General features: G+C 70.9%; 16 protein-coding genes. 8 read left to right on the top strand and 8 right to left on the bottom strand.

Going from position 1 to position 25518, the window contains the following annotated elements; translation table 11 throughout:
* Positions 1 to 23 precede the first annotated feature (23 nt).
* The 7 genes from VGC13_RS15855 to VGC13_RS15825 all read right to left on the bottom strand — a co-directional run bounded on the left by VGC13_RS15855 (position 24) and on the right by VGC13_RS15825 (position 8534).
* Positions 24 to 1811 carry a DUF885 domain-containing protein gene (locus tag VGC13_RS15855; protein WP_331126245.1) on the bottom strand — a complete coding sequence of 596 codons (1788 nt, stop codon included), beginning with the start codon at positions 1809 to 1811 and terminating at the stop codon, positions 24 to 26.
* Positions 1812 to 1843: 32 nt separating this feature from the next.
* Positions 1844 to 2524: a TetR/AcrR family transcriptional regulator gene (locus VGC13_RS15850; RefSeq protein ID WP_331126244.1), complete on the bottom strand. Its 681-nt coding sequence runs from the start codon at positions 2522 to 2524 to the stop codon at positions 1844 to 1846.
* A gap of 189 nt (positions 2525 to 2713) precedes the next feature.
* Positions 2714 to 3283 carry a hypothetical protein gene (locus VGC13_RS15845; protein ID WP_331126243.1) on the bottom strand — a complete coding sequence of 190 codons (570 nt, stop codon included), beginning with the start codon at positions 3281 to 3283 and terminating at the stop codon, positions 2714 to 2716.
* A gap of 668 nt (positions 3284 to 3951) precedes the next feature.
* Positions 3952 to 6090 carry a PBP1A family penicillin-binding protein gene (locus tag VGC13_RS15840; RefSeq protein WP_331126242.1) on the bottom strand — a complete coding sequence of 713 codons (2139 nt, stop codon included), beginning with the start codon at positions 6088 to 6090 and terminating at the stop codon, positions 3952 to 3954.
* 189 nt (positions 6091 to 6279) lie between these two features.
* Positions 6280 to 6999, bottom strand: coding sequence for an SDR family oxidoreductase (locus VGC13_RS15835; RefSeq protein WP_331126241.1), 720 nt, complete (start codon positions 6997 to 6999; stop codon positions 6280 to 6282).
* A gap of 43 nt (positions 7000 to 7042) precedes the next feature.
* Positions 7043 to 7354, bottom strand: coding sequence for a four helix bundle protein (locus VGC13_RS15830; RefSeq protein WP_331126240.1), 312 nt, complete (start codon positions 7352 to 7354; stop codon positions 7043 to 7045).
* Between the two features lie 514 nt (positions 7355 to 7868).
* Positions 7869 to 8534, bottom strand: coding sequence for a hypothetical protein (locus tag VGC13_RS15825; RefSeq protein WP_331126239.1), 666 nt, complete (start codon positions 8532 to 8534; stop codon positions 7869 to 7871).
* A 321-nt stretch (positions 8535 to 8855) separates the two neighbouring features.
* Between VGC13_RS15825 and VGC13_RS15820 the strand changes: the two genes are divergently transcribed.
* The 7 genes from VGC13_RS15820 to VGC13_RS15790 all read left to right on the top strand — a co-directional run bounded on the left by VGC13_RS15820 (position 8856) and on the right by VGC13_RS15790 (position 21448).
* Positions 8856 to 14024, top strand: coding sequence for an RHS repeat-associated core domain-containing protein (locus tag VGC13_RS15820; protein WP_331126238.1), 5169 nt, complete (start codon positions 8856 to 8858; stop codon positions 14022 to 14024).
* Positions 14021 to 14479 carry a hypothetical protein gene (locus VGC13_RS15815; RefSeq protein WP_331126237.1) on the top strand — a complete coding sequence of 153 codons (459 nt, stop codon included), beginning with the start codon at positions 14021 to 14023 and terminating at the stop codon, positions 14477 to 14479. The genes VGC13_RS15820 and VGC13_RS15815 overlap by 4 nt, the downstream gene beginning before the upstream one ends.
* A 587-nt stretch (positions 14480 to 15066) precedes the next feature.
* Positions 15067 to 16380 (top strand): M20/M25/M40 family metallo-hydrolase, encoded by a 1314-nt coding sequence (locus VGC13_RS15810; protein WP_331126236.1) that lies wholly within the window; start codon positions 15067 to 15069, stop codon positions 16378 to 16380.
* Positions 16381 to 16506: 126 nt separating this feature from the next.
* A complete protein-coding gene (locus VGC13_RS15805) occupies positions 16507 to 17787 on the top strand; it encodes a lactate 2-monooxygenase (RefSeq protein ID WP_331126235.1) in 1281 nt (426 codons plus the stop codon).
* Between the two features lie 85 nt (positions 17788 to 17872).
* Complete coding sequence (locus VGC13_RS15800) at positions 17873 to 20413, top strand: tetratricopeptide repeat protein (RefSeq protein ID WP_331126234.1); 2541 nt, start codon at positions 17873 to 17875, stop codon at positions 20411 to 20413.
* 23 nt (positions 20414 to 20436) lie between these two features.
* A complete protein-coding gene (locus VGC13_RS15795) occupies positions 20437 to 20616 on the top strand; it encodes an alpha-hydroxy-acid oxidizing protein (RefSeq protein WP_331126304.1) in 180 nt (59 codons plus the stop codon).
* Positions 20617 to 20797: 181 nt separating this feature from the next.
* A complete protein-coding gene (locus VGC13_RS15790; RefSeq protein WP_331126233.1) occupies positions 20798 to 21448 on the top strand; it encodes a hypothetical protein in 651 nt (216 codons plus the stop codon).
* Between the two features lie 13 nt (positions 21449 to 21461).
* On the opposite strand, the gene VGC13_RS15785 is transcribed toward VGC13_RS15790, so the two are convergent.
* Complete coding sequence (locus tag VGC13_RS15785) at positions 21462 to 23909, bottom strand: BTAD domain-containing putative transcriptional regulator (protein ID WP_331126232.1); 2448 nt, start codon at positions 23907 to 23909, stop codon at positions 21462 to 21464.
* 272 nt (positions 23910 to 24181) lie between these two features.
* Here VGC13_RS15785 and VGC13_RS15780 point away from each other — a divergent pair, with 272 nt between their 5' ends.
* The gene (locus VGC13_RS15780; protein WP_331126231.1) at positions 24182 to 25042 is read left to right on the top strand and encodes a helix-turn-helix transcriptional regulator; all 861 of its coding nucleotides are present in this window, start codon (positions 24182 to 24184) and stop codon (positions 25040 to 25042) included.
* Positions 25043 to 25518 lie beyond the last annotated feature (476 nt).

Raw genomic sequence — 25518 nt, 5'->3', positions numbered from 1 at the left:
CCCCTCGCTTTTCCCTGGCTCGCCTACGCCGCGGACCTCTTCGACGCGATCCAGCGTTCGACCTTCGCGCGCAGCATGGGGAGCGTCACGGCCCCGTCGTCCAGCACCACGTCGTGGAACGCGCGCAGGTCGAACGCGGCGCCCAGCTCGCGGCGGGCCTGCTCGCGAAGGCGGACGATCTCAAGGTAGCCCGTCATGTAGCTGATCAGCTGCCCCGGCGTGGCCGCGTGGCGGTCGGCGTACACCTCGGCCTGGGCGCGCGGGCGGCGCGAGATGGACATCATGCTGTCCACCGCCTGCTCGCGCGTCCAGCGGAACACGTGCACGCCGGGGTCGATCTCCAGCGCCACCAGCGCGTCGGAGAGGTGTGCGTAGACGCCGGCGCGCATCAGCGGGTCCCCGAACGCGCCGATCTCGTCCGCCAGCCGTTCCGCGTACATCCCCCACCCTTCCTGGAACGAGCCGGTGCCCAGCAGCCGCATTACCGGGTGCGCCACCGGCCGCTCCTGCGCCCACGCCACCTGCAGGTGGTGCCCCGGCCACCCCTCGTGGCTGGTGGAGGTCGACAGGTCCATCCGCGGCGCCCGCTCGGAGTTGCCCAGGTTCAGCCAGAAGGTGGCGGGGCGGCTGCCGTCCATGGGCGCGGCGTCGTACCAGGCGCCGGGGCGCGACGCCTCGGCGTAGGCGGGCGCCGGCTCCACCACCACCTCCGTCGCCGGCACGCGAGAAAAGGCGCGCGGCATCAGCATCCGCAGCGTGTCCATCTGCGCGCGGGCCGCCGCCAGCCGGGCCTCGCGCGAGCCGAACGCGAACGCCCCGTCCGTCTTCAGCCGCTGCCGCGCGGCCCCAAGCTCCGTCTCGCCGGTCACCTGCAGCGCCAGCGGGCGCAGCTCCGCCTCCATCTCCATGCGCGCGGCGCGGGCGGCGGACTGCAGCTCCTCGGGGCTGATGTCGAGCGAGGTGTAGCCGCGCACCACGCCGCGGTAGCACACCGTGCCGTCCGGCAGCGCCCACAGCCCGGGCTCGGTCCGGGCGCGCGGCAGGTACTCCGCCTCCAGGAACGCCAGGTAGCGGCGCAGCGCGGGATACACGCCTTCGCGGACGATCGTCTCCATCTCCCGCGAGAACGCCGCGTCCTGCGAGCGCGTGGTCAGCACCCAGAAGGGCGAGCCCTCGACCGAGTCCGGCGTCATCCCCCGCAGCTGCTCGATCACGCGCTCCACGTTGGGGCGCGGCGCCGTGTACCCGGCCGCCAGCCCCGCGCGCAGGTTCTCGATCTCGACCGAGGCAAAGCGCGGCAGGTCGCGCCAGCGGGCCAGCGTGCGGGCGCGGTCCTCCGGCGTCTCCACGCGGGATGTGCCGGCCTGGTTGCTCACCCCGATGTGCCAGCCGAAGATCTGGTCCACGCCGCCCCACAGCTCGAACCGGCAGACACGCTGCGCGGCGGACGCCTCCAGCGACTCGCGCAGCATTCCGTGCACCAGCCACTCCGGCTGCCCGAAGAGCGCGTCCGCGTCGATGCCCCGCAGCTGCGCCAGATACGCGTCCTGCGCTCCGTCCCACGCGCGCTGGAATGCGAGCGAGTTGTCGCTCCATCGGTCCGGCGCCGGACCGCTCCCCAGCCGCTCCTCGGTGCCGGGAAAACGGGCGATGACGTCGGCCAGGTACGCGTCCGCCATCCGCCGCACCTGCGCGGCCTGCGAAGATCCGGGCGCCGCGTCAGGCGACGCGGGCTGGGCGTGCAGCGGTGCGGCCGCGGCCAGCGCGGCAAGAGCGGCGGTGCGCAGGGCGCGCACGGAGATGGCTTTCATGTGCGGTTTTCCTGTGGAGCGTGGGATGGATTTCAGGTGTGGGTGTCGGCGTCCGTGAACGGGACGCCCAGGTAGCGGCAGAACATCCGCGCCAGCTCGCGCGCCAGCGTCTCCCGGTCCACCGCGCCCATGGAAGGCGCCATGTGGCCAAAGAGCACCGCTTCCCTCAGGGCGGACGAGCAGGCGGAAAAGGCGAACCGCATCGCCAGTTCGGGATCAGGATGGTCCACGTCCCCCATCCGCTCCGCCATCAGCCGGCGGAACGGCTCGTGGACGCCCTGGCGGAACGAGGCCCAGGCGGCGTTGTCGCGCACCGCGTCCGGGTTCACGCGCGTGCGGCTCACCAGCTCGCGCAGCACGCCCTCGTGCGCGTACGCCGCGTCCAGCATCAGCGTGAAGTAGGCGTGGGCGATGGGGGCGATGCCGGCGCCCCGCCAACGCGCGGGATCCAGCGCGGTTTCCGCCATCGCCAGCGCGTCGCGGACGTAGCCCGCGTACAGCAGATGCAGCAGCGCGTCGTCCTTGCTGCCGAAGCGCGCGTAAAAGCCGCCCACCGAAACGCCCGCGCGCCCGGCCACCTGCTGCACCGACACCTCCTCGAAGCTCGACTCCTCCAGCAACTCGCCGAACGCGCGAAGAATGCGCTCCTCCGTGTCGCGGCTGCGCGGCTGCCGCGGCGTCCGCGGCCGAGTGGGCAGATTGGAATCGATCACGGCGGCGGGCGGAGAGGGTGTCGAATACAAATGCGAATCTCATTCGTATTTAGTGCGCTCTCGTTCGTTCCGCAAGGATCTCGTCATCCTTCCACCAGAAGAAATGCCTCACACAGAGTCAGCAGAGTCAACGGAGGAGCCTGAACTCTGTTGACTCTGCTGACTCTGTGTGAGGCCAATCTTTTGTGGCTACGCGGGCAGGACGAACGATTCGCGGATGCGCGCCAGCAGAGGCCGGTGCGGCGCAACGTCGCCGCCCAGGATGGTGAACGCGAGCATGTACAGGATGCCGTCCTTTACGGTGGCGTGGATGTCGAGCCAGCTCGCCACCCCCCGTTCCTCCACCCGGCCGCGCACGCACGCCGCCCGCTGGCCGCCCAGCATCCCGATCCCCCGGACCACCTCCTCGAACTCCGGCTTTCTGCGCCGGAGCTCTTCGTCCAGCAGCGCGAACAGAAGCGCGTCGGAGCCCATGATGATGCTCGTCAGGATGCGCCGCGATTCGGGCTCGGAAACGGGGAGCGGGTTCTCCTCGCCCTCCAGCATGTCCGTCGCGACGACGGCCACGACCAGGTCCTCGGTCCGGGCGGAGAGCAGCCCCGATTCCGTCTCGATCTCCGCCTCTTCCGGAAGGGCGATGCGGTACGGAACCGGGTCGCCCTCCCTTGCGACCAGCGTCCGGGCCGGCGCCGGCACGACGCCGAACAGCGCGCCGGCGAACGCCAGGGCAGAACGCACCGCGGTGGAACGGTTGGACATGTGAGCCTCACGCATACAGTTGAGTCGAACCCGGAAGTGCTTCCGGCGACCATTGGCACCGCCGCAATGCAGGGGCGGAGCCGCCACCGGCCATGACAACACAAACCCTTGCAGCCATTGAAGTTTTTCCCCATCGACGGACACTCCGGCCACCCCCGCCTCCCTCTTTATATGGGGCATGAGCGGATCATGTTGAGACAATGCTTCCACATCGTGCCACGAAGACCCGGAAACCTGATTTCAGCCTCGCGCAGAGTCCGGCATCCTTGAGAGGGTGTTGCCAAACCTCCCGGCGTGATTGACTTCCTGAGGGAGCCGCCACCCCGTTACTCGCTTGCACACTGCACCTTGGCGCCGACCGAAGGACCTCGCCAGCAGAACGACGGGGCTGGTCCCGCGGCATGAGGCCGGCCCCGCCTCGCCGGAGAGCAGGTCCTTCGGTCGCGCGCAGGCGGTTCTGTGGAATCGGGTTACACGTGGTGCGCTCCCTCAGGAAGTCATCGCTTCCTTGTGAGGTTGGGGGTTGGCAACACCCTCTAAGAGACGGCCTGATCTGCGCTGATTCTGCAGACTCGGGTGGAAGGCCGTTCGTTCTCGGATCCAGCAGAACGAAAACAGCCTCACCCACGCGTGCGGGTGAGGCTGTCGATCGGGGGATGCGAGATGGGCTAGTGGGTGCCGGTCCAGGGCTCCATCCCCTGCGGGCGCGGCTTGGGGCGGGGCGGCTTCTCGGGCCGGGGGCCGCCGCCGATCCAGTCGCCGATGCCGCGCAGCGTGCGGTCCACCCATCCACCGAAGTTGTCGGGGTGGATGGGGCAGTACTCCGCCGGCTCCGTGCCGGGGATGAAGTACTCCGTCCGCACGTCCTCGCCCGGGCAGCCGGGCGAGGCCAGCTTGCCCGAGTGCCGGTCGATGGAGGCCGTCACCAGGTCCGCGGGCGCCGTCCACGCCGCGGGCGCGCCGTGGGTGGTGTAGTACGCCGCCAGCGCCTTGCCCCACACCGGCGCCGCCAGCCCGCCGCCGGACGCGTTGCTCAGGATGCGCTGCGGCCGGTCGAAGCCCAGCCACACCCCCGCCACGATGTCGGGCGTGGCGCCCACGAACCACACGTCCGCCGCCTCGTTGGTGGTCCCCGTCTTTCCCGCCGCGGGAATGCTGTACGGCAGCCCCTGGCGCACCCCCGAGCCGGTGCCGTGGTCCACCACGTCGCGCATCAGCGAGGTGGTCAGAAAGGCCACCGCGGGCGACATCACGTAGCGCCGCGTGTTCCTGGCCTCCCACAGCACGCGGCCCTGCGCGTCTTCCACCCGGCGGATGATGCGCGCCTTGACCGCCATCCCCCCGTTGGCGAACGGCGCGTACGCCGCCACCAGCTCGATGGGGATCACGTCCGCCGCGCCCAGAAAGGTGCTGGGATACGGCTTTACCGGCGTGGTGATCCCCAGCTCCTTTGCCTGCGCCACCACGCTGGCCGCGCCCACCCGCTGCCCCAGGTTCACCGCGGCGCGGTTGGACGACAGGCGCAGCGAGCCGCGCATGTCCATCGTCACCGAGTCGGCCACGTGGTCCGCCGGGTAGTAGCCCCCCTCCCCCGCCCCGATCCCCGGCCCGATCAGCGGCTCGGTGATGGGAATGCCCTTGGCCAGCGCCGTGGAGTAGACGATGGGCTTGAACGCCGAGCCCGCCTGCCGCTTGGCCTGCGTAACCCGGTCGAACTGGCTGATGGCGTAGTCGCGCCCGCCCACCAGCGCCAGCACGTCGCCATCGTCCGGGTCCATCGCCACGAACAGCCCCTGCAGGCAGCGGTCGGGATTCGCCACCTTCTCGCCGCTGCACGACGACCCGCGGAAGCGCCCGTGCGCCCCGCGCTCCACCGCGCGGATCTGCGCCACCAGCGCCTGCTCGGCCGCGCGCTGCAGCTGCGGATCCAGCGAGGTGTAGACCTTGAGCCCCTGCTGCTCGGCATCCGCCCCAAAGCGTTCGCGCAGCTCGCGCCGCACCGCCGCGATGAAGTACGGCGCACGGCCGCGCGCCTCGGCGGGCGGAGCCAGCCCCAGCGGCGCCTCGCGGGCCTCGTTGGCCGCGGCCGCGTCGATCACCCCGGCGTCCTGCATCAGCCCCAGCACCAGGTTGCGGCGCTGGATGACGGCCGTGGGGTTGCGGCGGGGATCGTAGAACGACGGGTTGCGGGGGATGGCGGCCAGGGTGGCGGCCTGCGCGTTGGTCAGCCGCGTGGCGCTGCGGCCAAAGTACCCCTGCGCCGCCGCCTCCACCCCGTGCAGCCCGGCGCCCAGGTAGATCTGGTTCAGGTACATCTCCAGGATCTGGTCCTTGGAGAACTCCCCTTCGATCTGCCGCGCCAGCACCACCTCCCACGCCTTGCGCTTGAGCGTCTTTTCGCGCTTCAGGTGCTGCGGAAAGACGTTGCGCGCCAGCTGCATGGTCACCGTGCTGAAGCCCTGGCTCCAGCTGAGGTCCTTGACGTCGCGCGCCACCGCGCCGAAGAAGCGGCGGTAGTCGATGCCCTTGTGGCGGTAGAAGCGCTTGTCCTCCACCGCCAGAAAGGCGCCGGAGACGTTGGCGGGAATGCGGTCCAGGGGCACCACGATGCGCCGCTCGGGCGCCAGGTGCGCCACCAGGCGGTTCTGCCCATCGAACACGCGGCTGGCCTGCGGCGGCGTGTAGTCGCGCAGCGCGGCCACCGACGGGCAGTCCGCGCCCGAGCAGCGCGGCCACAGGTAGGCCACGCCGGCCGCGCCCATGGCCAGGCCAATGACGCAGACGATTCCCAGGACGCGGAGCGCCATCCGTAGGCGCGGGCGCGGATGGGCCTTGGCCTTGCCGCGAGGGCGCTTGCTGCTGCGTGCCATCTCGTAGGGGGAAAACGGGAGAGTGCTGCCGCGGAAGCAGGTCGGGTGTGCTGATCAGTACCGAGGCCGTACGGAACAGGTTCCGGATTGGTTTCCGATCTGCTCCGCGCCTCTGCGGCTGCGGGCCTAGCCGCGCAGCAGCCGGCCGCCGTCCACGGTCAGCGTCTCGCCGGTGACGAAGTCCGCCTGCAGAAGGTAGCGCAACGCGCGCACCACGTCTTCGGGGCCGCCGTTGCGCTTGAGCGGCGTGCGCTCGGCCAGCTGGCGGACCTCGTCGTCCGTCATGCTCTCCGGCGGCAGCACGGTTCCCGGCGCGATGCCGTTCACGCGCACCTCCGGCGCCAGCGAGCGGGCCGCCACGCGCGTCAGGTGGATGACCCCCGCCTTGCTGATCCCGTGCGCCGCGTACGCCGCCCAGGTCTGGATGCCCGCGAGGTCCGCCATGTTGACGACCACGCCGCGCCGCTCCCGAAGTGTAGCGGCAAGGTGCCGGATCAGGAAGAAAGGCGCCCGGAGGTTCACCGCGAAGGTATGATCCCACAGCGCCTCATCCGTCTCCTCCAGCCGCTCGGACGGGAAGACCGACGCGTTGTTAACCAGCAGATCGATCCCGCCGAACGCGTCGACCGCATCGTTCGCCAGCCGCCGCACCGCCTCCGCATCCGCCAGGTCCGCCCCGATCGCCACCGCCTCGCCGCCCTTCGCGCGGATCTCCTCCACCAGCGCATCCGCCGCGTTGGACGACGAGTTGTAGTGGACGACGAGCCTGTATCCATCCTCGGCGAGCGCGGCGGAGATCGCGCGGCCGATGCGGACCGCGCCGCCGGTGACCAGTGCTACCCGCATGGGGAATAGGGAATAGGGAATAGGGAATAGCGGACAAAACGGATCATAGGAGCCGTGCGCGGAGGGCGGTGAGCATCTTCCCGATCTCGGTGATCAGGAACATCGTGGGCGCGGTTTCGTGCTCCCGAAGGTAGCCCAGCCGCAGCGCGAGGAACAGAAACGTCTCCGTCTCGTTCAACGAGCCCTTGGCGATCGCCAGAAAGTGCGCATACTCGCGCCGGCTTCCCCGCCCGTTGCCTTCCGCGATGTTCGCGGGCACCGACACAGCCGCGCGCGTCACCTGCGAGGTCAGCCGATACAGCTCGCTTTTCGGAAAGCGGTCCGTCAGCCGGTACACCTGTACGGCCATGTCCATCGACTTCGCCAGACCAGCAACTCCCGGTGTGAAGCCGGCACCCCGCCCCCCTTCCCTGCTGGCTATTCCCTATTCCCTAACCCGGCGTAGCCGGAACCAAAAGGACGAACGGCGAATGTGGGCGTGTCCCTCCGCTGCGCTCCGGGTCGGGCTGCGCGCGCCGTAGGCAACGATACAACTGTTGCCAACGGCGCCGAGCCCCTCCGCAGCAGGGCACGATACTGCTGTGCCCTGCTGCTCCGGTTCTCGGCCCTGCGGGCGCGCATCCCTCACGCGATCGTCATCCGGAAGCTGGTGGAGAGCACGAACGCGTGTTCCGAACCGCTCCGATTGCGACAGGTGACCGTCAGCGTTTGCAACGGCTTAGGTGGTCACCTCGCGCAAATCCTGCGCAACTTGCGCAGGATTTCACTGGTCAGAGACTATTCCCTATTTCCCTGCCCCGCCAGCATCAAACGAACGCAAACGGGGGCGCGCCCGCCTGGCACGCCCCCGCTTTCCGTCCCGCGTCCGCTCAGTTGCGGGTGAGCGCGGACGCGTTGGGGGTGGGCGGCAGGACGCGGATGTCCACCTGGGCGCGGGGGACCACCTCGTAGTGGTCGTCGTACTGCCCCGCGAAGCCGATCACCTCCACGGTGTCGCCCACGCGGAAGGGGCGCACGTCCACGTTGCTCTCGGCGTCCACGAACACCAGCACGGGGCCCGAGCCGTCGTCCACCATCACCTTCCACCCCCACGGCGCGTCGTCCACCACCTCGGCGGCCACGCGCCCCTGAACCCGCACCAGCCACCCCTCGTCCGTCTCGCCCAGCGCGCCCGTGCGCACCGCGCGCGGCGAGGGCGCGTCGCGGTCGCCCAGCGGGCCGATGGCGGAGGGCTGGATGGCCAGCTGGCCGTTGGGCTCGTCCAGCGTGCCCCGCACCAGCACGCGCTGGCCGACGCGCAGCTGCACGGGGTCCGCGGGGGCCATCACCCAGATGCCGCCGGTCTGGTCCTGGATGGCAAACCCGCCGTCGAACACGCCGGGCGGCACGCTGACGACCCCCTCCACCACCACGGTGGCCCCCACCCCCTGCGCGCGGGCCTGGGAAAGCGGGGTGATGCGCGGATCCTGCGCGTGCGCGGGGCACGCGGCTGCGGCGACGATCGCCAGGACGGCGAAGAGTGCGGAGCGATGCATGAGAGGCTGTGCGGACCGGGGGAGAGCACTGCGAGGCGGTGATACCAGAAACGCTGCACGAACGTTCAACCTTTTGCGCCCCGCGCGCAAGGGCCCGCGCCCATCCGCGTGCGCCAACCCGGAGCCGGTGTGACGCGGCAATCCGTACGGCGTTGCCGTTGCGAGGCGGTGCGCGGGGCTACAGATTGCGTGATCTGTTTCTGCCGCTTGGCCCTTCCGCCGGCGCGTTCCCGCCCGCCCCACCGGTTCCGTACTCCTTTCGTGCCAATCCTTCACCGCCTCGGGCGCGTTTTTCCGTGCCTGCTGCTGGCGCTTGCTGCCGTGGTCGCACACGCCGGCTCCGCGGCCGCGCAATCCTGCACCGAAGAGCCCTGCGTCACCGACTTTCTGCCGCCCACCATCTCCATCACCCCAGCCACCGGCGGCAAGCCGGCCGGTGGGCTGGCGGTCGACATCCGCTGGTCCGACAACCTGCACCTGAACGACGGGTCCCGGCAGATCACCGTGAACGGGCAAAACGTCACCAGCCAGTTTACCTACACCAAGACCAACAACTGGACCACACGCTCCACCGGCACCGTGCAGGTGCAGCCGGGAGGCACGTATACGCTTGTCGCCGAGATCTGTGACCTGTACGCCAGCAACTGCTCCACCAGCCAGGTGATGTACACCGGGCCGGTGGTGGGCGTACGGGTGACGCCCGACGGGCAGGCCGTCACCGTCCCCGGCGGATCTCCCCAGACTGCGCAGTTCACGGTGCAGAACACCGGCACCGCCGCGGTTTCCTTCAACGTGACCCCCGGCTGCACGGGCGCGGGCTCGTGCGCGGCGTTCCCCACCAGCGTGGCTCCGGCACCCGGCACGTCGGCCGTCGTCACGGTGAGCTACGTGGCACCCACGGCGGGCACGGGCGGGACGGTGGCGCTCACCGCGGCGTATGGCGCGGTGCAGGACGGCGGCTCGTACACCATCGTCACGCCGGCGCCGCCCCCGGTCAGCATGGGCGTGAACGTCGACGCCAGTCCGGGAAGCTCCGTGGATCGCGGCGCGTGCGTGACGGTGGCGGTGGTGGGAGGCGCGTTCGAGTGCGGCGACCTGCGCCTGGCGCACGCCCTTCCCGCCGTGCGTACGCTGAACAGGGCGCGCACGCCGGTGCTGCTGTACAACCACGACCATGCCAACCCGCGGCCGCTGGTGGCGGCCAACGTGACGCTGGATCCGTCACTGGGCACACCCTCGCGGGTGGAAGGGGTGCTGGTGTTCGCCGGCACCGGGCAGAACTGGGGGATGCGGACGTGGACCGGGTGGGCCGGCGGCACACGGCGGCTGGTGTACGACTTCGATGCCGGCGAGCTGCCCACCGGGCTGTACCCCTACACGCTGCAGGTCACGGCGTGGTACGGCGCCACCCCGCACACCGTCTCGGCCACGGGTGACCTGATCGTGGTCAGCCGCATCACCAGCCCCTTTGGCGCGGGATGGTGGCTGGCGGGGCTGGAGCGCCTGTACCACGTGGGAGCCGCGCGCATGCTGTGGGTGGGCGGCGACGGCAGCGCGCGCGTGTACACCCGGATGAACGACACGACGTGGGTCGGGGCCAACCCTGCCCGTCCCGACACCATGAAGTACCGCACCACCCCAAGCGCGCACTACGCACGGCTGCTTCCCGACGGGTCGCGGGTGGAACTGGGGGCGAGCGGATATCACGACGCCACCGTCAACGCGCTGGGCCACCGCACCTTCTTCGGCTACTACGTGGACGCGGCGGGCATCCGCCTCTACTACATCGACGTGCCGGGGGGTGTGCGCTACTGGTTCGAGTACGGCAAGGTCGATCCGTATCCCCTGCGCCTGTGGCGGGTGCGGCTGCAGAGCGGCGCGGAGCAGCGGCAGGTGGATCTGCATCCACAGAACGGGGACGGGCGCATCTGGTCCATCGTAGACCCGGACGGTTCGCAGGTGGCGTTCCATTATCCCGGCGGGCCGCCCTGGCAGCGGATCATTGCCCGCCAGGACCGGCGCGGCTCGCGCACGGACTACCACTTCGACGCGGGGAGCAAGCTGTCCGCGGCGCAGAGCTACTTTGGCGCCGCGGGCGAGGCCGACGACGTGTTCGCGCGCTTCCGGGCGGCGGAAAGCCGCGGGGTCCCGGCGCTGGGCCCCGCGCTCGTGGACAGCGCGTACACGCTGCTGGACGGCCCGCGTCCGGACGCGGACGTGCTGGACCACACCCGCATCTGGGTGAACCGCTGGGGCGCGCCCACGCGCGTCCGCGACGCCCTGGGCAACCAGACGTGGCTGGAACGCAGCAGCACCGCGTTTCCGGCGCTGGTGACCGGGACCGTGGCCAACAACGGCCTGCTGCGGACGGACGCGTGGTACAACGCGCGCGGCCTGGTGGACAGCACGGCGGTACGCAACCCGTACGGCGATGGGCGCGACGCCGTAACCCGGTACCAGTGGCACACCCGCTGGCCCGGCGTGACCCGCGTCACCCTTCCGGAAGGGGAGGTGACGCACGTGGACTACGACTCCGCCGGCCGGCGGATGTGGGAGCAGGCCGGGCCGGCCGACTCCACGCGCATCCGCTACGTCTACCTTCCGGCTGCGCACGCGCAGGCGCCGGGACTGCTGGAGCGGGTGGAACTGCCGGGCGGCGCCACCGAACGCATTGAGTACGATGTCCGCGGCAACGTGAGCGCGCGGGTGAGCCCCCTGGGCTTTCGCACGGTGCTGCAGAACGACGCGCTTGGCCGGGTGGTGGGCGTGCGCACGCCCATCGACTCGCTGCAGACCACGTTTCGCAAGGACACCACCGTCTACGACATGGTGGACCAGGTGCGGCACACGGAAAGCTGGGCACCCGTCAACGCGGCCGGACAGCTCCTGGCCGGGGTGGAGCGTGTGGTGGTGGACAACGAGTACGACGAGGAGGGCAACCTGACTGCCGTCTCGCGCAGGTCCGCCCCCGACCCGGCGGGAATTCTGACTGTCACCACCCGCTGGGAGTACGACGCGCTGGGGCGCCGTACGGTGGAGATCGCGCCAGACGGCACGCCCGCCAACCTGGCCGACAACCCGCGCGACAGCACCCGGTACGACCCCGCGGGGAACGCCACGCGCATGACTAGCCGGCGGCGGATGGCCACGCGGGCCGGGACCTCGTTCTCGCGGGTTTCCGGCGAGGTCACCATGGAATACGACGCCCTGAACCGGCTGGTGAAGCGCCGCCGTCCGGCCGTGGTGTATCCGCTGCGCGACGAGGGCATTGCCCGCTGGCGCAAGGACACCGGCGAGAACCCGCCCTACCCCTTCTACTACAACGACACCGCCGAGGGGCTCACCATCGCGGCCGACAGCGCCGTGTTCGAGTACCACGCAGCCGGCGGGGTGAAGCGCGCCGACAACGCCGACGCGCAGGTCTCGCGCACCTACTACCCCAACGGGCAGCCGCAGACCGAGACGCAGCGCATCCGCACCGTGGAGGGCGCCGACTTCACGCAGCACCAGTACACGCTGGAGTACCGCTACGACCGCAACGGCCGGCAGACGGGGGTAAGACACCCCGCGCAGCTGGGGCCCGCCGCCACCGGCAACGAGTGGAATACGTACGCCTACACCGAACGGGGCGACCTGCGAAGCGTGACCGACGCGCTGGGCAACGTGGTGACGCACCAGTACTCGGCCGACGGCACGCTGTCCGGAATCACCCGCCCGGGCGGGGTGACCGAGCGGTTCGTCCCCGACCTGGACGGACGGGTGCGCACGCACTCCGTTTCCACCCCGGCGGGGCAGTTGCGCAACCTGGCCTTTCGCTATGACGGGCGCGGCAAGCTGCTGTGGTCGGGGAACACGGTGCTGCGCCGCGACACGATGTGGGCGGGATATTCCCCCCTGGGCCACGCGGTGCACGGCGGGCGCAGCCACCGGGGTGTGAACCTGACGGCCGGCCCGCAGCGCTCGGCGGCGTGGGAGTGGAGCAGCTACGACGCGCTGGCGCACCGCACCAGCGTCACCCTGGCCGACACCACCTGGCTGGAAACCCAGGTGGGGTACGGCGCCAGCTTCAGCGAGACCCATTCGCGCGGCGACGCCTACCGCTACCAGGCGGGAACCGGCCGCCTGCGCGCCACGCGTGACACCCTGTTCTACGACGCGGACGGCAACACCGAGTTCAATACCCGCCACCAGGCCGCGGGAAGCGAGCGGGCCTCGTACTACGCGGCGGACGGAACGCTGGTGGCGGCCGACCAGCGCACCTCGGCCGGCGGCGAGGGCACCCCGCTGCACACGGTGTTCGAGGAGTACCGCTACGACGCGCTGGGGCGGCGGGTGTGGACCCGCGCCCGCCGCTGGTGCGAAACCGAAACGTGGGCCGGCCTGTGCCGCATCAGCCGGGTGCGGCGCACGGTGTGGGACGGCGACCGCGAGTTCTACGAGATCCAGATGCCGGGGGGCGCGGAGTCGCAGCACCTGGAGAACGACGTGGGGCCGGTGGACCTTCCGCGCGACCAGGGCGTCACGCCCGCCGTGGACCCCAACCCGTTCTTCGGGCGGGTGGCGTACGCCTACGGCCACGCGGTAGACCAGCCGCTCTCCATCGTGCGGATGGGGTACGCGGACCTGCTGGACTCGGACGGCGTGTACGTGGGGCGCTGGACCGCCGCTCCGTTCGCCGTGTTTCCGCTCTGGAGCACGCGCGGGCAGGGCGACCTGGGGGTGTTCGCGGACGGCGCCCTGACCCGCTGCGTGGCCACAAAGCGGTGCGTGCGCATCTCGTGGCCCGGCACGTGGTTCGACCTGAGCCGCCCGCGGGTGATGCGCAACGCGTGGCACGGAACGCTCGTGGAGGACAAGGAGGACGCCGCGGGCACCCTGTACCGCCGCAACCGCTCGTACGACCCTGGCACCGGCCAGTTTACGCAGGAGGACCCCATCGGCTTGGCCGGCGGGCTGAACGCGTACGGGTTTGCGGCGGGGGATCCGGTATCGTATTCGGACCCGTACGGGCTCTGCCCTCCCGAGGACACCAACAATGGACCGTGGTGTCGCAGTCCCGGGTATCATACGCTCCGTTTTTTTGGAGTGGACCCGGCGACCGCCAGCGGGATTGCGCAGACGGGCTATGAAGCGGCGATGGGTTCGGGCGGCGGGGGCATGGGCGAGGGAGTGCGTTACGCCGGTGCTTTCTGGGCTACCAAGGTCGGAGGAAACGGGAGAGGGTTTTCACAGTTCCCCCGCGACCGTGTAACGAGGAATACGCGCAACTGGAGCGCAGATATGGCGAGTGAGGGCGACGCTCGGAACCTTGCGCGCAGAATGGTGGGGCGTGACCCGGTCCAGGTCGAGCCGAACAAGTGGCGTAGCCGCGATGGAAGGTGGCAGTACCGCTCCAAGCCGAAGGACGTGAATGAGAACCACGTTCACCTAGAGCAGCTCAATCCCGAGACTGGCGAAGTCATCCAGAACCTCCATCTACGGTGGCAATGAGTACCAGCATCGTCTACAAGCTCGAGTTTGCCGGAAGCATCGAGGATTATCCGGGCGAACGCGTCGTGCGCGTCCGCCTGGCCGAGGGCAGCATGGCGCCGTGGACGCTCGGACTCTGCATGCTGAAGGAATCGGTGGTCGACACCTTTTCCATCCATTCCGAGGACCGCGCCTTCAAGCTTCACGTGGAGCGGGCGGTGGATGAGGCGGATGAGAATGCGGGGACGATCGGCGTCGCGCGCGGCTCAACCACTGTCCGGGCGTCGCTCTCGCCGACGGAGCTCGACCGCTGGGTTCACTTCTTCCTTTCGTACCTGCGTGATGGATACGGGTCCGTCGACCACATGGACGTGGATGTCGATGGGCCGGACCCGATGGCGCTGGTCCTTCACGTGCCCGCCGCGGCCGCGCCGGTCTCGCGTGACGAGGCGTTTCGCCGGCTGGGGCTGCAGTAGCCGGGTGGTGCGACCATGGCAGCGGCAGCCAGTCTTGAAGGATGATCGATCAGAACTGCGGCTTGTGCTGCAGGTCGCCCTCCTGGGCGAGGTCGGCCCGGCGCTGCGGGCCGCCGGGTATCGGCGGGACGGGGAAAACGTGCCCGTTCGATTCTACTTCGACGGCCCGATCTCCCACGCCGACCGTTAATCCGCCGCTTGCGTGGTGAGCGAGGTCATCGCCGCGCTGCCGGAGCAGGTGCAGGTGTCGGAGGAACTGGTGCGATGCGATTTCCCGGAAAGGATCCCCACGGATCTTCGGCTGGTGTTTCGGCGGCGCGTGTGAAGCAGAGATCCGCGTGATCGAACGACTCCGCTCAACGATCCGGGCGTTGCCAGATACGCCGGCATCGGCGCCGCGGGTGGATGATGAGCGAAGATGGGAACGAGGGCGGGTGCGCACGGCACCTGCCCTCCTTTCGTTTCGGCCGCCCATCCCGCCTTGATGCACCGCGGCTGGCGCGCTATGCTGCGCCGTTCATCCGCCGCGCGTCTGCATCGCACCATCCCGCCGCCCGGCGCCGTCCGCCGCCCAGGAGCCGCACGCCGTGCCCCGTCCCCTTCGCCCCGCGCTCCCTCTGGCCGCCGCGCTGCTGGCCGCCTCGCCGTCCGCCGCCCAGGCGCAGGGGCTATCGCCGCAGGAGCAGGCCATCGTCCGCTACGTGGACGCGCACGCGGACGAGGCGGTCGACTTCCTGGAGCGCGTGGTCAACATCAACAGCGGCACGCTGAACGTGGAGGGCGTGCGCGAGGTGGGGCGCGCGTTCCAGGCGCCGCTGGACTCGCTGGGCTTCGACGCGCGGTGGATCGCGCTGCCCGACTCCATGCGCCGCGCGGGGCACCTGTTCGCGTACCGGCAGGGGACGCGCGGGCGCAGGGTGCTGCTCATCGGCCACCTGGACACGGTGTTCGAGCGCGACCACCCGTTCCAGCGCTTCACCCGCGAGGGGCGCTGGGCCACCGGGCCGGGCGTCAACGACATGAAGGGCGGCGACGTCGTCATCCTGTACGCGCTCAAGGCGCTGCACGCGGCGGGGGCGCTGGAGGGAACGACGATCACCGTGGCCTTTACGGGGGACGAGGAGTCGCCGGGCGCGCCGCTGGCCGAGGCGCGGCGGCACCTGGTCGAGGCGGGGCACGCCAGCGACGTGGCGCTGGAGTTCGAGACCGCCAGCCGCGACAGCACGGGCGAGTACGCGACGACGGCGCGCCGCGGGCACAACGAGTGGGTGCTGCGCGTCACCGGGCGGCAGGCGCACTCGTCCGGCGTCTTCAGCGAGGGCGCGGGGAGCGGGGCCATCTTCGAGGCGGCCCGCATCCTGACTGCCTTTCACGAGGAGCTGCGCGGCGAGCAGTACCTGACCTTCAACCCGGGCGTCATCGTGGGCGGCACGGGGGTGGAGTTCAATGAAGACGAGGGGCGGGGGACGGCGTTCGGAAAATCCAACGTGATCGCGCAGTCCGCCGTTGTGCAAGGCGACCTGCGGACGCTGACCGTGGAGCAGCTGGACCGCGCGCGCGAGCGGATGCGGCAGATCGTCGCGCGGCACCTGCCGCGGACGCAGGCGGAGATCACCTTTGCCGAGGGCTATCCGCCGATGGCGCCCACGGAGGGCAACCAGGCGCTGCTGGACCTGCTGAACACGGTGAACCGCGACCTGGGCTCGCCGGCGATAGGGGCGTGGGACCCCGGCCGGCGCGGGGCGGCGGACGTGTCGTTCGTGGCGCCGTTCACGGACGCGCTGGCGGGGCTGGGCGTGCACGGCACCGGCGCCCACGCCCCCGGCGAGCGCGTGGACCTGGAGACGCTGCCCATGCAGGTAAAGCGCGCGGCGCTCCTCATCTACCGCCTGACCCGCTGACAAGAAGATTGGCCTCACACGGAGTCAACGGAGTCAACGGAGTCAACGGAGTCAACGGAGTCAACGGAGTTCGATCCTGCCGGCTCCGCTGGCGTTCGGGAGATAATCCTTTTCTGGAGGATGATGATGGCGGAGCGGCCGAGCGCGCTGGGAAGGCAGTCCGAGATCTACCTGGCCGGGGTGGCGGGAAAGACGCCCGCGGTGCCGGTGGATTCGGCGCGGCTGGAGGCCGCCGCGGCCGAGGCCATGAGCACCGAGGCCTTTGCGTACGTGGCCGGCGGCGCGGGGTCCGAGAGCACCGTGCGCGAGAACCGCGCGGCGTTCGAGCGGTGGCGCATCGTGCCGCGGATGCTGCGCGACGTCTCGGCGCGTGACACCTCGGTGGAGCTGTTCGGCCAGCGGCTTCCCTCGCCGGTGCTGCTGTCGCCCATCGGGGTGCTGGAGATGGCGCACCCCGAGGCGGACGTGGCCGTGGCGCGGGCGGCGGCGGAGTGCGGCGTGCCCTTCATCTTCAGCTCCCAGGCGTCGCGACCCATGGAGGCATGTGCGGCCGAGATGGGGGATGCGCCGCGCTGGTTTCAGCTGTACTGGAGCAAGAACGACGCGCTGGTGGAAAGCTTCGTTCGGCGCGCCGAGGCGTGCGGGTGCTCCGCCATCGTGGTCACGCTGGATACGACGATGCTGGGGTGGCGGGCGCGGGACCTGGACCTGGGCTACCTGCCGTTCCTGCGCGGCAAGGGGATCGCGCAGTACGTGACCGATCCCGTGTTCCTGGAGTCGCTGGGCGGGCCGCCGCCCGAGGGGCCGGCGGCGGACGCGAAGCGCACCATCAACCTGTCGTCGCTGCGCACCTTCGCGGAGCTGGTGCGCGCGCACCCGGGCGGCTTTATGAAGAACGTGCGAGGCGGGGAGCCGCTGCGGGCGGTGCAGCAGTTCATCGCCACCTATTCGCGCCCCTCGCTCACCTGGGACGACCTGCCCTTTCTGCGCGAGCGGACGCGGCTCCCCATCGTCCTCAAGGGCATCCTGCACCCGGACGACGCGCGGCGGGCGGTGGACGCGGGGATGGACGGGGTGATCGTCAGCAACCACGGCGGCCGGCAGGTGGACGGCGCCATCGCCACGCTGGACGCGCTCCCCGGCGTGGTGGAGGCGGTGGATGGACGCATCCCGGTGCTGATGGACAGCGGCATTCGCGGGGGCGCGGACGTGTTCAAGGCGCTGGCGCTGGGCGCGCGCGCCGTGTGCCTGGGGCGCCCGTACGTGTACGGCCTGGCGCTCACCGGCGCGGCCGGCGCCGCCGAGGTCATCCGCAACCTGCTCGCCGACTTCGAGCTCACCATGGGCCTGGCCGGCTGCCGCTCGCTGGCCGAGGTCACGCGCGAGTCGCTGGTGCGCGGCGGGTAAAGGCCTGCGTTCGTCGCTAATCACCGCCGCACTGTGTCAGCTGCAGTTTGGATGTTGATGCGCTTGGGCTATTCTTGAGATTGTCATGGAACCAGTAACGACTCTGGCTGTTGCGGGGATCAGCTGGATTGCCGCAACGGCCATGGGAGGCATCGCGGAAGGGCTAGCCGACCGGACGTTCGTGGACACTGTTCGCGCCATCCGCGAGCGGCTTCCGGCGCTGGCCAGGCGCCCGGAAGGTGGTGACCTCGCGCGCGGCCTGCGCCAGGCGCAGATGCGTGCGCTGGAGCAGGTCATCCGGGACTACGCCAGGGAGCGGCCGTTCGCCGGGCTCGGTGGCGGTCCGAATGCGTTTACCCAGCGGGCGCTCGAATTCTGCCGCTCCGCTGCGGATCAGCCGGTCATGATCCCCCACCTCCAGGGTGATGCGCTCCTTCCACTCGCCTCGCTGCACGCCGACGCGGGCGGTGTGGCTGCAGGCGCCACCGTGATGGAAGGCGCCGTGCTGGCCGAACTGGCGGTGGCACTGGACGGGGCTCCGACTCCGAGCGGATTCGCCGAGCATCTTCGCAGCGGCGGCCGGGGAACGCCGCGCTTCGTGGAGTTGTTCGGGATCTACTTCGCGGAGCAGGTGAAGACGGATGACGGGTTTCGCGAGGTGCTGCACACGGGCCTGCTTCTGCAGAACGCAGCGAACCTGGCTGCGCTGGGAGACTGGCTGACGCAGGTCGAAGCGCGTTTCGGCGGCGCGCTGGCGCGACTGGAAAGCGGGGTGGCGGATCTCGCCGCGGAGAACCGGGCCGGATTCGCTGCGGTCCTTGAGGCTCTTGCCGCGGAAAAGGGCGTTCCGGCTGCGGCGCTCCGGTCAATCCTGGAGAAGCTCGGAGAGAGCGCGGTCCACGACGAGGAAATCCTCGCACGACTTTCGGCCAAGGCGGACGAGTACCTCGCACTCCGTGAGCAACTCTCCACGCTCGCGAAGTCTACCCCCAATACAAGCGCGGTGCTGTCGGAGGGAAATCAACTTCTCGACGCCGGTGATCTGGACGGCGCGCGCCGGCTCTTTGCCGACGCGCGCGCCACGCTTCGCTCCACGCGCGAGCAGCACGCACGCGACGAAGCGGCGCTACTGGCAGCGGAGGCAGGCGTCGACCGTCTGCAACTTCGTTATTGCGAGGCCGCCGATCGCTATTGCGAGGCGGAGCGGCTGGTGGCTTCGTTTGACCCCGACGCGGGCTTCGACTACCTGTGCAGGCGAGCAAGTACGCTCCTGCAGCACGGTGAGGAGTTCGGTGACAACGTCACGCTCGGCGAGGCGATCTCGGTGTGGCGCCAAGCAGTGCAATTGTGCGCACGCCAGAATGTCCCACTCGACTGGGCCACGACCCAGAATAACTTGGCGAACGCGCTCTGGACCCTTGGTGAGCGCGAGAGCGGCACGTCGCGGCTGGAGGAGGCGGTCGCTGCCTACCGTGTTGCGCTGGAGGAGTTTACGCGCGAGCGCGTGCCGCTTGACTGGGCCACGGTCCAGAACAACCTCGGCACCGCGTTCCAGACCCTCGGTGGGCGCGAGAGCGGCACGTTGCGGCTGGAGGAGGCGGTCGCCGCCTACTGTGCTGCGCTGGAGGAGCGAACCCGTGAGCGCGTGCCGCTCGATTGGGCCATGACCCAGAACAATCTGGGGAACGCGCTCCAGACTCTCGGTGAGCGCGAGAGCGGCACGTCGCGGCTGGAGGAGGCGGTCGCCGCCTACCGTGCTGCGCTGGAGGAGCTTACGCGCGAGCGCGTGCCGCTCGACTGGGCCACGACCCAGAACAACTTGGGGAACGCGCTCACGACCCTTGGCGAGCGCGAGAGCGGCACGTCGCGGCTGGAGGAGGCAGTCGCCGCCTACCGTGCTGCGCTGGAGGAGCGAACCCGCATGCGCGTGCCGCTCTACTGGGCCATGACCCAGAACAACTTGGGGAGCGCGCTTTGGACTCTGGGTGAGCGCGAGGGCAGCACGGCGCGGCTGGAGGAGGCGGTCGCCGCCTACCATGCTGCGCTGGAGGAGCGAACCCGCGAGCGCGTACCGCTTAACTGGGCAGCAACCCAGAATAATCTGGGGGCGGTGCTCAAAACTCTCGGTGAGCGGGACAGTGGTACTGCTCGCTTGGAGAAGGCGGTTATCGCGTACCGAGCGGCACTCGAGGAGTATACGCGTAAGCGAGCACCACTTGTTTGGGCCCTGATCCAGAACAACTTGGGGGCTACACTTAGGACGTTGGGTGAGCGCGAGAGCGGTACTGCCCGCTTGGAGGAGGCAGTCGCTGCTTATCGTGCGGCGCTTGAGGAGCGGACCCGCGAACGAGTGCCACTCCACTGGGCTGCCACGCAGAATAATCTCGGGCGCGCGCTCCAGATTTTAGGGGAGCGTGCGAACGACAGCGCGAGATTGGAGGACGCAGTCAAATCTCTGCATGCTGCTACGCAAACCTTTGAAGCATCAGGCGCGGACTACTATGCCGCGCTCGCTCGTTCAAATCTGAAGCAGGCGCAACGTCTGCTCGACTCCGCTACTGCAACTGACGATCAGCCGGCCAACTCGCCTGACGGGGAGTCAGCCCCTCTAACACGCGGTCCTTAAGTAGCTCCTGTCATTCCCCCGCGCTGGGCGCGCGGGCCGTGTGCCTGGGGCGCCCGTACGTGTACGGCCTGGCGCTCGCGGGCGCGGCCGGCGCCGCCGAGGTCATCCGCAACCTGCTCGCCGACTTCGAGCTGACGATGGGCCTGGCCGGCTGCCGCTCGCTGGCCGAGGTCACGCGCGAGTCGCTGGCGCGCGGCGGGTAAGGGCGGGGATGTGATCCCAGGGACGCGGAGGATGGGCAGAAACGTCCTTTCAGGCGGATTTACAGGACGTACGGCGTGGAGGCGCGGGGCATTGATAGTGCCGGGGCAAGGACTGTGATGCCCTCCGGGTATCATCATCCGGTCAATGCTGTGCCTTCACCGTTCACCTGGAGCAGACGACATGTCCGATCAGATGCCCGGCCTCTCCGACTCGCCGCCCCCCAACCAGCCGATGTCCATCGCCCTGGCCCGTGCCCTGGCCGAGGCAGCGGACGGGTTCGTGCCCCGCGCGGATCCCACGTTCATCGTGGCGCCCTACGTGCCGCTGGACGTGCCCACGCGCGGCGGCTTCGCGATGTCGGGGCCGTACGGCAGCTGGGACGAGGTGCCGGATGAGCTGAAGGCGGCGGTGGTACGTGGAGAATCCGGGTTCTTCGGACCGTTCGATACCAGCATGGCCGTCCTCGTGGCCGGCCGTTCCGTGGGCCGCGTCGACCTTCACGTCGAGCCGGACGTGTACTCCATCCCGGCGCGTCGCATCGATGCACTGTTTTTCACCGCGTCGGCGGTGGAGAAGTTCGCGCAGCCGTATTACGAGCGCATTTTTGGCCCGGAGTTCACCGAGCAGGTGATGCGACACTTCCAGGAGGCCGAGGTACAGGTGATGGGGCACTTTCCCTGGACGGAGTACGCGGACGGAGTTGGCGTGCAGGTGCCGAACGTTCCCAGTTTCCTGCGCCGGACCGAATCCGGGATCCCTGCGTTCGTCCCGCTTCACCAGGAGAGCCCGTCCGGCCATGTCCCGCGGAGGGACGCCGTGGCCGGCGAGTGAGGACGCGGCGGGGCTACTCGCGGAGCACGCCGCGGAACATGCGCTCGCGGGCCACGTAGTCCCGCAGCTCGGGCCGGGCGGCGACGAAGCTGTCCAGCAGGGCGGCGCTCCGGGCCCGCTCGCCCAGCAGCAGCTGTACGTATGCCCCGTCCCAGTAGAACGAGGCCAGCTGCTCACGGTCGCCCTGCACCTGGCGGCGTGCCCGGGCGGCCACGGCCCGGGCGCTGTCGCCCTGGCCGGCGCGGGCGAGCACCGCGGCCGCCATCATCCGCCGAAAGACGGGGGCGTACGCGCGCCCCGCCGCCGCGGCGCCGGTCGCGGGGTCCATCCGGTCCAGCGCCGCGACCAGCCGCCACGCCGAATCCGGACTGGGGGGCGCGGCGGGGTCGCGGGCCAGGAGGGCCAGCTCGCAGTCCCGGAAGCGATGGTCCGCGGGGTACTCGCGCTGCCCCTCGGCGCACCAGTGGCGCGCGGTGGAAAAGTCCTCGAACGAGAACGCCGCGCGGTACAGCCGCTCGATCCCCAGCTCACCCACCGCCAGGTACGCGTCGGCATCACGCGCCCGGCGCGCCGCCACCTCCGCTTCCGCCAGGTCACCGTCCAGGCGGCGCAGCTGGCTGAGCGTCACCCACGCGGCGGCGCGGTCCGGGTCCGCCGCGAGCACGGCGCGCAGGTCCCGCTCCGCCTCGCCGCGCCACGACGCGCTGCGGGGGTCTCGCCGGTCGTACGCCGCCCGCTTCCACAGCGCGGTCCCCCGCAGCTCGCGGGCGTCCATGCTGGTGCGCTCCACCCGCAGCGCCGCCTGCGCGTGGAGCAGCGCCCGGCGGTGGGCGGCGTCCTTTTCCGCCCCCTCCAGCAGCTGCGAGCGGCCCAGCTCCACCCATCCCCGCTGCACCGCGGGCTCCGCCCAGCGCGGGTCCAGCGCCGCGGCGCGCGCCAGCAGCGAATCCGCACCGTTCAGCGCCCGCAGCGTGGCGGCCACGTCGCGGGGATGAAGGCCGCGGGCCATCTCGCGCGCACGCTCTCGCGCGTCCGCGGCGCGCAGCACCAGGTCCAGCGCCCGCGGGCTGCTTGCGCGGCGCTTCATCTCCGCCAGCCGCACGGAGCGCCCCACGCGCCGGCGCAGAAAGCCGGCGACCTCGCGGGCCACGGCGTCCTGCAGCTCGAACAGCTCGCCCTCGGGGTGCTCGACGGTGCGGCTTTCCAGGTGTGCCTGCGTGTTGGCGTCGATGAGCTGCACCGTGACGCGCACACGGCCGCCGGAACGCTGCACGCTCCCCTCCACCACCGTCCCCGCGCGCAGGTCGGCCGCCAGCGAGTCGAACGCCACGGCGTGCTCGCGATAGCGCTTGACCCCGTTGCGCGAGACCACGTCCAGCGCCTGCGCCTGGCTAAGCTCGTGGATGAGCATCTCCGTGAGCCCGTTGGCCAGGTAGCCCAGCTCGCCGTTGGGGGAGTGGTCGTCGAAGTACAGGACGGCGATGCGGCGCGGATCGTAGCGCGGGTCCGCTTGCGCGTCGCGCGCTGAGAACCACGCGACGGCCAACCCCGTGACGAGGGCGGCGAGCAGCAAACCTCCGGCGGCCGCCGGGCGCCTCCACGACGGCCGCCTGTTCCCGGGGGGCATCACGGCGGGAGCGGCGCCATCCGCCTCCGCCGTGCCGGAAGGCGGGCTGGCGGTCCTGGCCGGGGGCTCGATCCGTTCCTCCGCGGGCGCCGCCGCAAGGGACGCCTCCGCGGCGGGGGGCGGCTCCGCTTGCGGATCCGGTGTGGCGGGAGGCTCGTCCGCGGGCGCGGCGGCCGGGCGGGGCGGGGGAAGGGAAGGGATGCGGGGCGGCTCCGCACGCAGCCGCTCCACCACCTCCGCCAGCGCGGGGTCCGGCTCTACGCCCAGGTCTTCGCGCAGCAGGGCGGCGTGCGCGGCGGCGGCGCGCAGGGCGGTGCCGGGCTCGCCCGCGGCCTCCAGGGCGCGGGTCAGCCCCAGCGCCGCCCGCGAGCTGTAGGGGTCGTGCGCGGCCAGCCGGCGCCACCACTCCACCGCCTGAACCGGGTTCCCGGCCGCTTCCGCCCCGGTGGCCAGCGTCTCCAGCGCCCGGGCAAAGGCGCGGGCCAGGCGGTCGCGCTCGCCATCCACCCAGCGCTCGAACTCCAGCGCGTTGGCCACGTAAAAGCCGTCCAGCAGCGGTCCGCCGTACGCCGCGGCCGCCTCCTCCAGGCGTCCCGCCTCCAGCGCGGCCTCGAACGCCTCCACGTCGCTCCCCGCCACCTGGGGGTTCAGCGCCACCTCGTCGCCCAGGGAGACGAACAGCTGGTCCCCCAGCTCCCTGCGCAGCACGGAGAGCGATTCCGACAGCGTGTGCCGCGCCGCGTCGGCGGGGTGGTCGGGCCACAGCAGCCCCAGCAGCCGCTCGCGCCCCACCGGCCGCCCCCGCGCCACCGCCAGCACCGCCAGCAGCGCCATGCGGCGCTTGTATGCGGCACGACCTCTTATGGGCCCCCCGGACCCCCGCAGAAGCGGATCACCCAGGACCTTGATGAAGACGGTGCCCATCGATGACTGCACTTTGACGATGGAATGGCGGGGACTGTGAGCCCTTCGGCGAAAGATGGTCACGCGGGCCCGGAGGAGCAACGGGTCCGGGAACAGATGGCCATCATCCCGGAGGCGCTTGATGAAATCGATGCAGGCACGTGCGGCGCGCGCACCGGTGACGCCCGGCACGGAGGACGTGCATGGCTGACGTGCTGCTCCTGGCCGATTCGCCCGCAGCCGTGGACGGCGTACGGCGGGCGCTGCGCCACGCCACGGCCGGCGGCGCGTGCCACACGCTGCGGTGCGTGCACGGCTGGGCGGATCTCTCGCGCGTGGCGGGGACGGTGACCGCGGGACTGGCCCTGGTGGACCCGTACCACGGCGGCGCCCTGGCACAGGCGGAGATCTGGCGCCTGCGGGCGCGTCATCCCGCGCTGGAGCTGGTTGCCTACGCGGACTTCACGGGCCGCCCGGCGGGGGACCCGTTCACGCTGGCGCAGCTGGGTGTGCGGGCGGTGGTGCCCCGGGGCGCTCCCGACGAGGCGGCGCGGCTGGCGGCGTGCCTCGACGGTGCGCCCGGGTGGACGCCGCTGGAAGCGCTGATCGAGCGGATGCGCGGGCTGCTGCCCGCCAGCGTGCACGGGTGGCTGGAGCCGGTGCTGCGGTCGCCGCTGGAGCCGCGCACCGTCCCCGAGCTGGCGCGGCGGGCCGGGTGCAGCCCGCGCACGCTCCGCCGCACGCTGGCCGCCGCGGGGCTTCCCTCACCGGAGCAGCTGCTGGCGTGGCGGCGCCTGCTGCACGCCGCGCGGCTGCTGGAAGATCCCGGCCGCAGCGTGGAGAGCGTCGCACGCGCGCTGGACCTGTCCAGCGGTGCCGCCCTGCGCAAGACGCTCAAGGCGATGGCCGGGCTGCGCCCCCGCGACCTGGGGCCGGGCTGCGGCGTCCGCCAGGTGGCGGCGTGCTTTCTGGCGGCGTGCGGAGACGACGAGGCTGCCCGCGCGCGGCACACGCCCGGCCGCACCCACCCGCGCCCTCCGCCGGCCGGCGTGGCCGATCGGTGAGCGGCGATGCCGTCCGGGATACAGGTGCTTCCGGCCCGGCGCGGTTCGACACGCCGGCGTCTGATACGACGGATTCGGCCCCGGGACGAGGGCTCCGGTCCCGCGGCGGGCGGATCAGGTGGCAGGCAGCGCTCAAAGCCGCGAGCCCTCGTGATCCGCGGGGATTAGGACGAACGCTCGCCCCCGAACGACACTCCGGCGCGTGCGGGATCATGAAGGCGAAGCCCCGCCCCAGCGCCACGGACGCGTCGCTGGCACGGGGCTTTTGGCACATTCGCCCGCGGGCTCACCCACCGCCGAACTGCGGCGAATCCCGCCCTTCAATCACCCGTTCACCCGTTCACCCGTTCACCCGTTCACCCGTTCACCCGTTCACCCGTTCACCCGTTCACCCGTTCACCCGTTCACCCGTTCACCCGTTCACCCGTTCACCCGTTCACCCGTTCACCCGTTCACCCCTTCACCCCTTCACCCCT

Source organism: Longimicrobium sp. (assembly GCF_036399255.1).
Lineage (GTDB): Bacteria > Gemmatimonadota > Gemmatimonadetes > Longimicrobiales > Longimicrobiaceae > Longimicrobium.
This window is presented reverse-complemented; position numbering and strand designations above follow the sequence as displayed.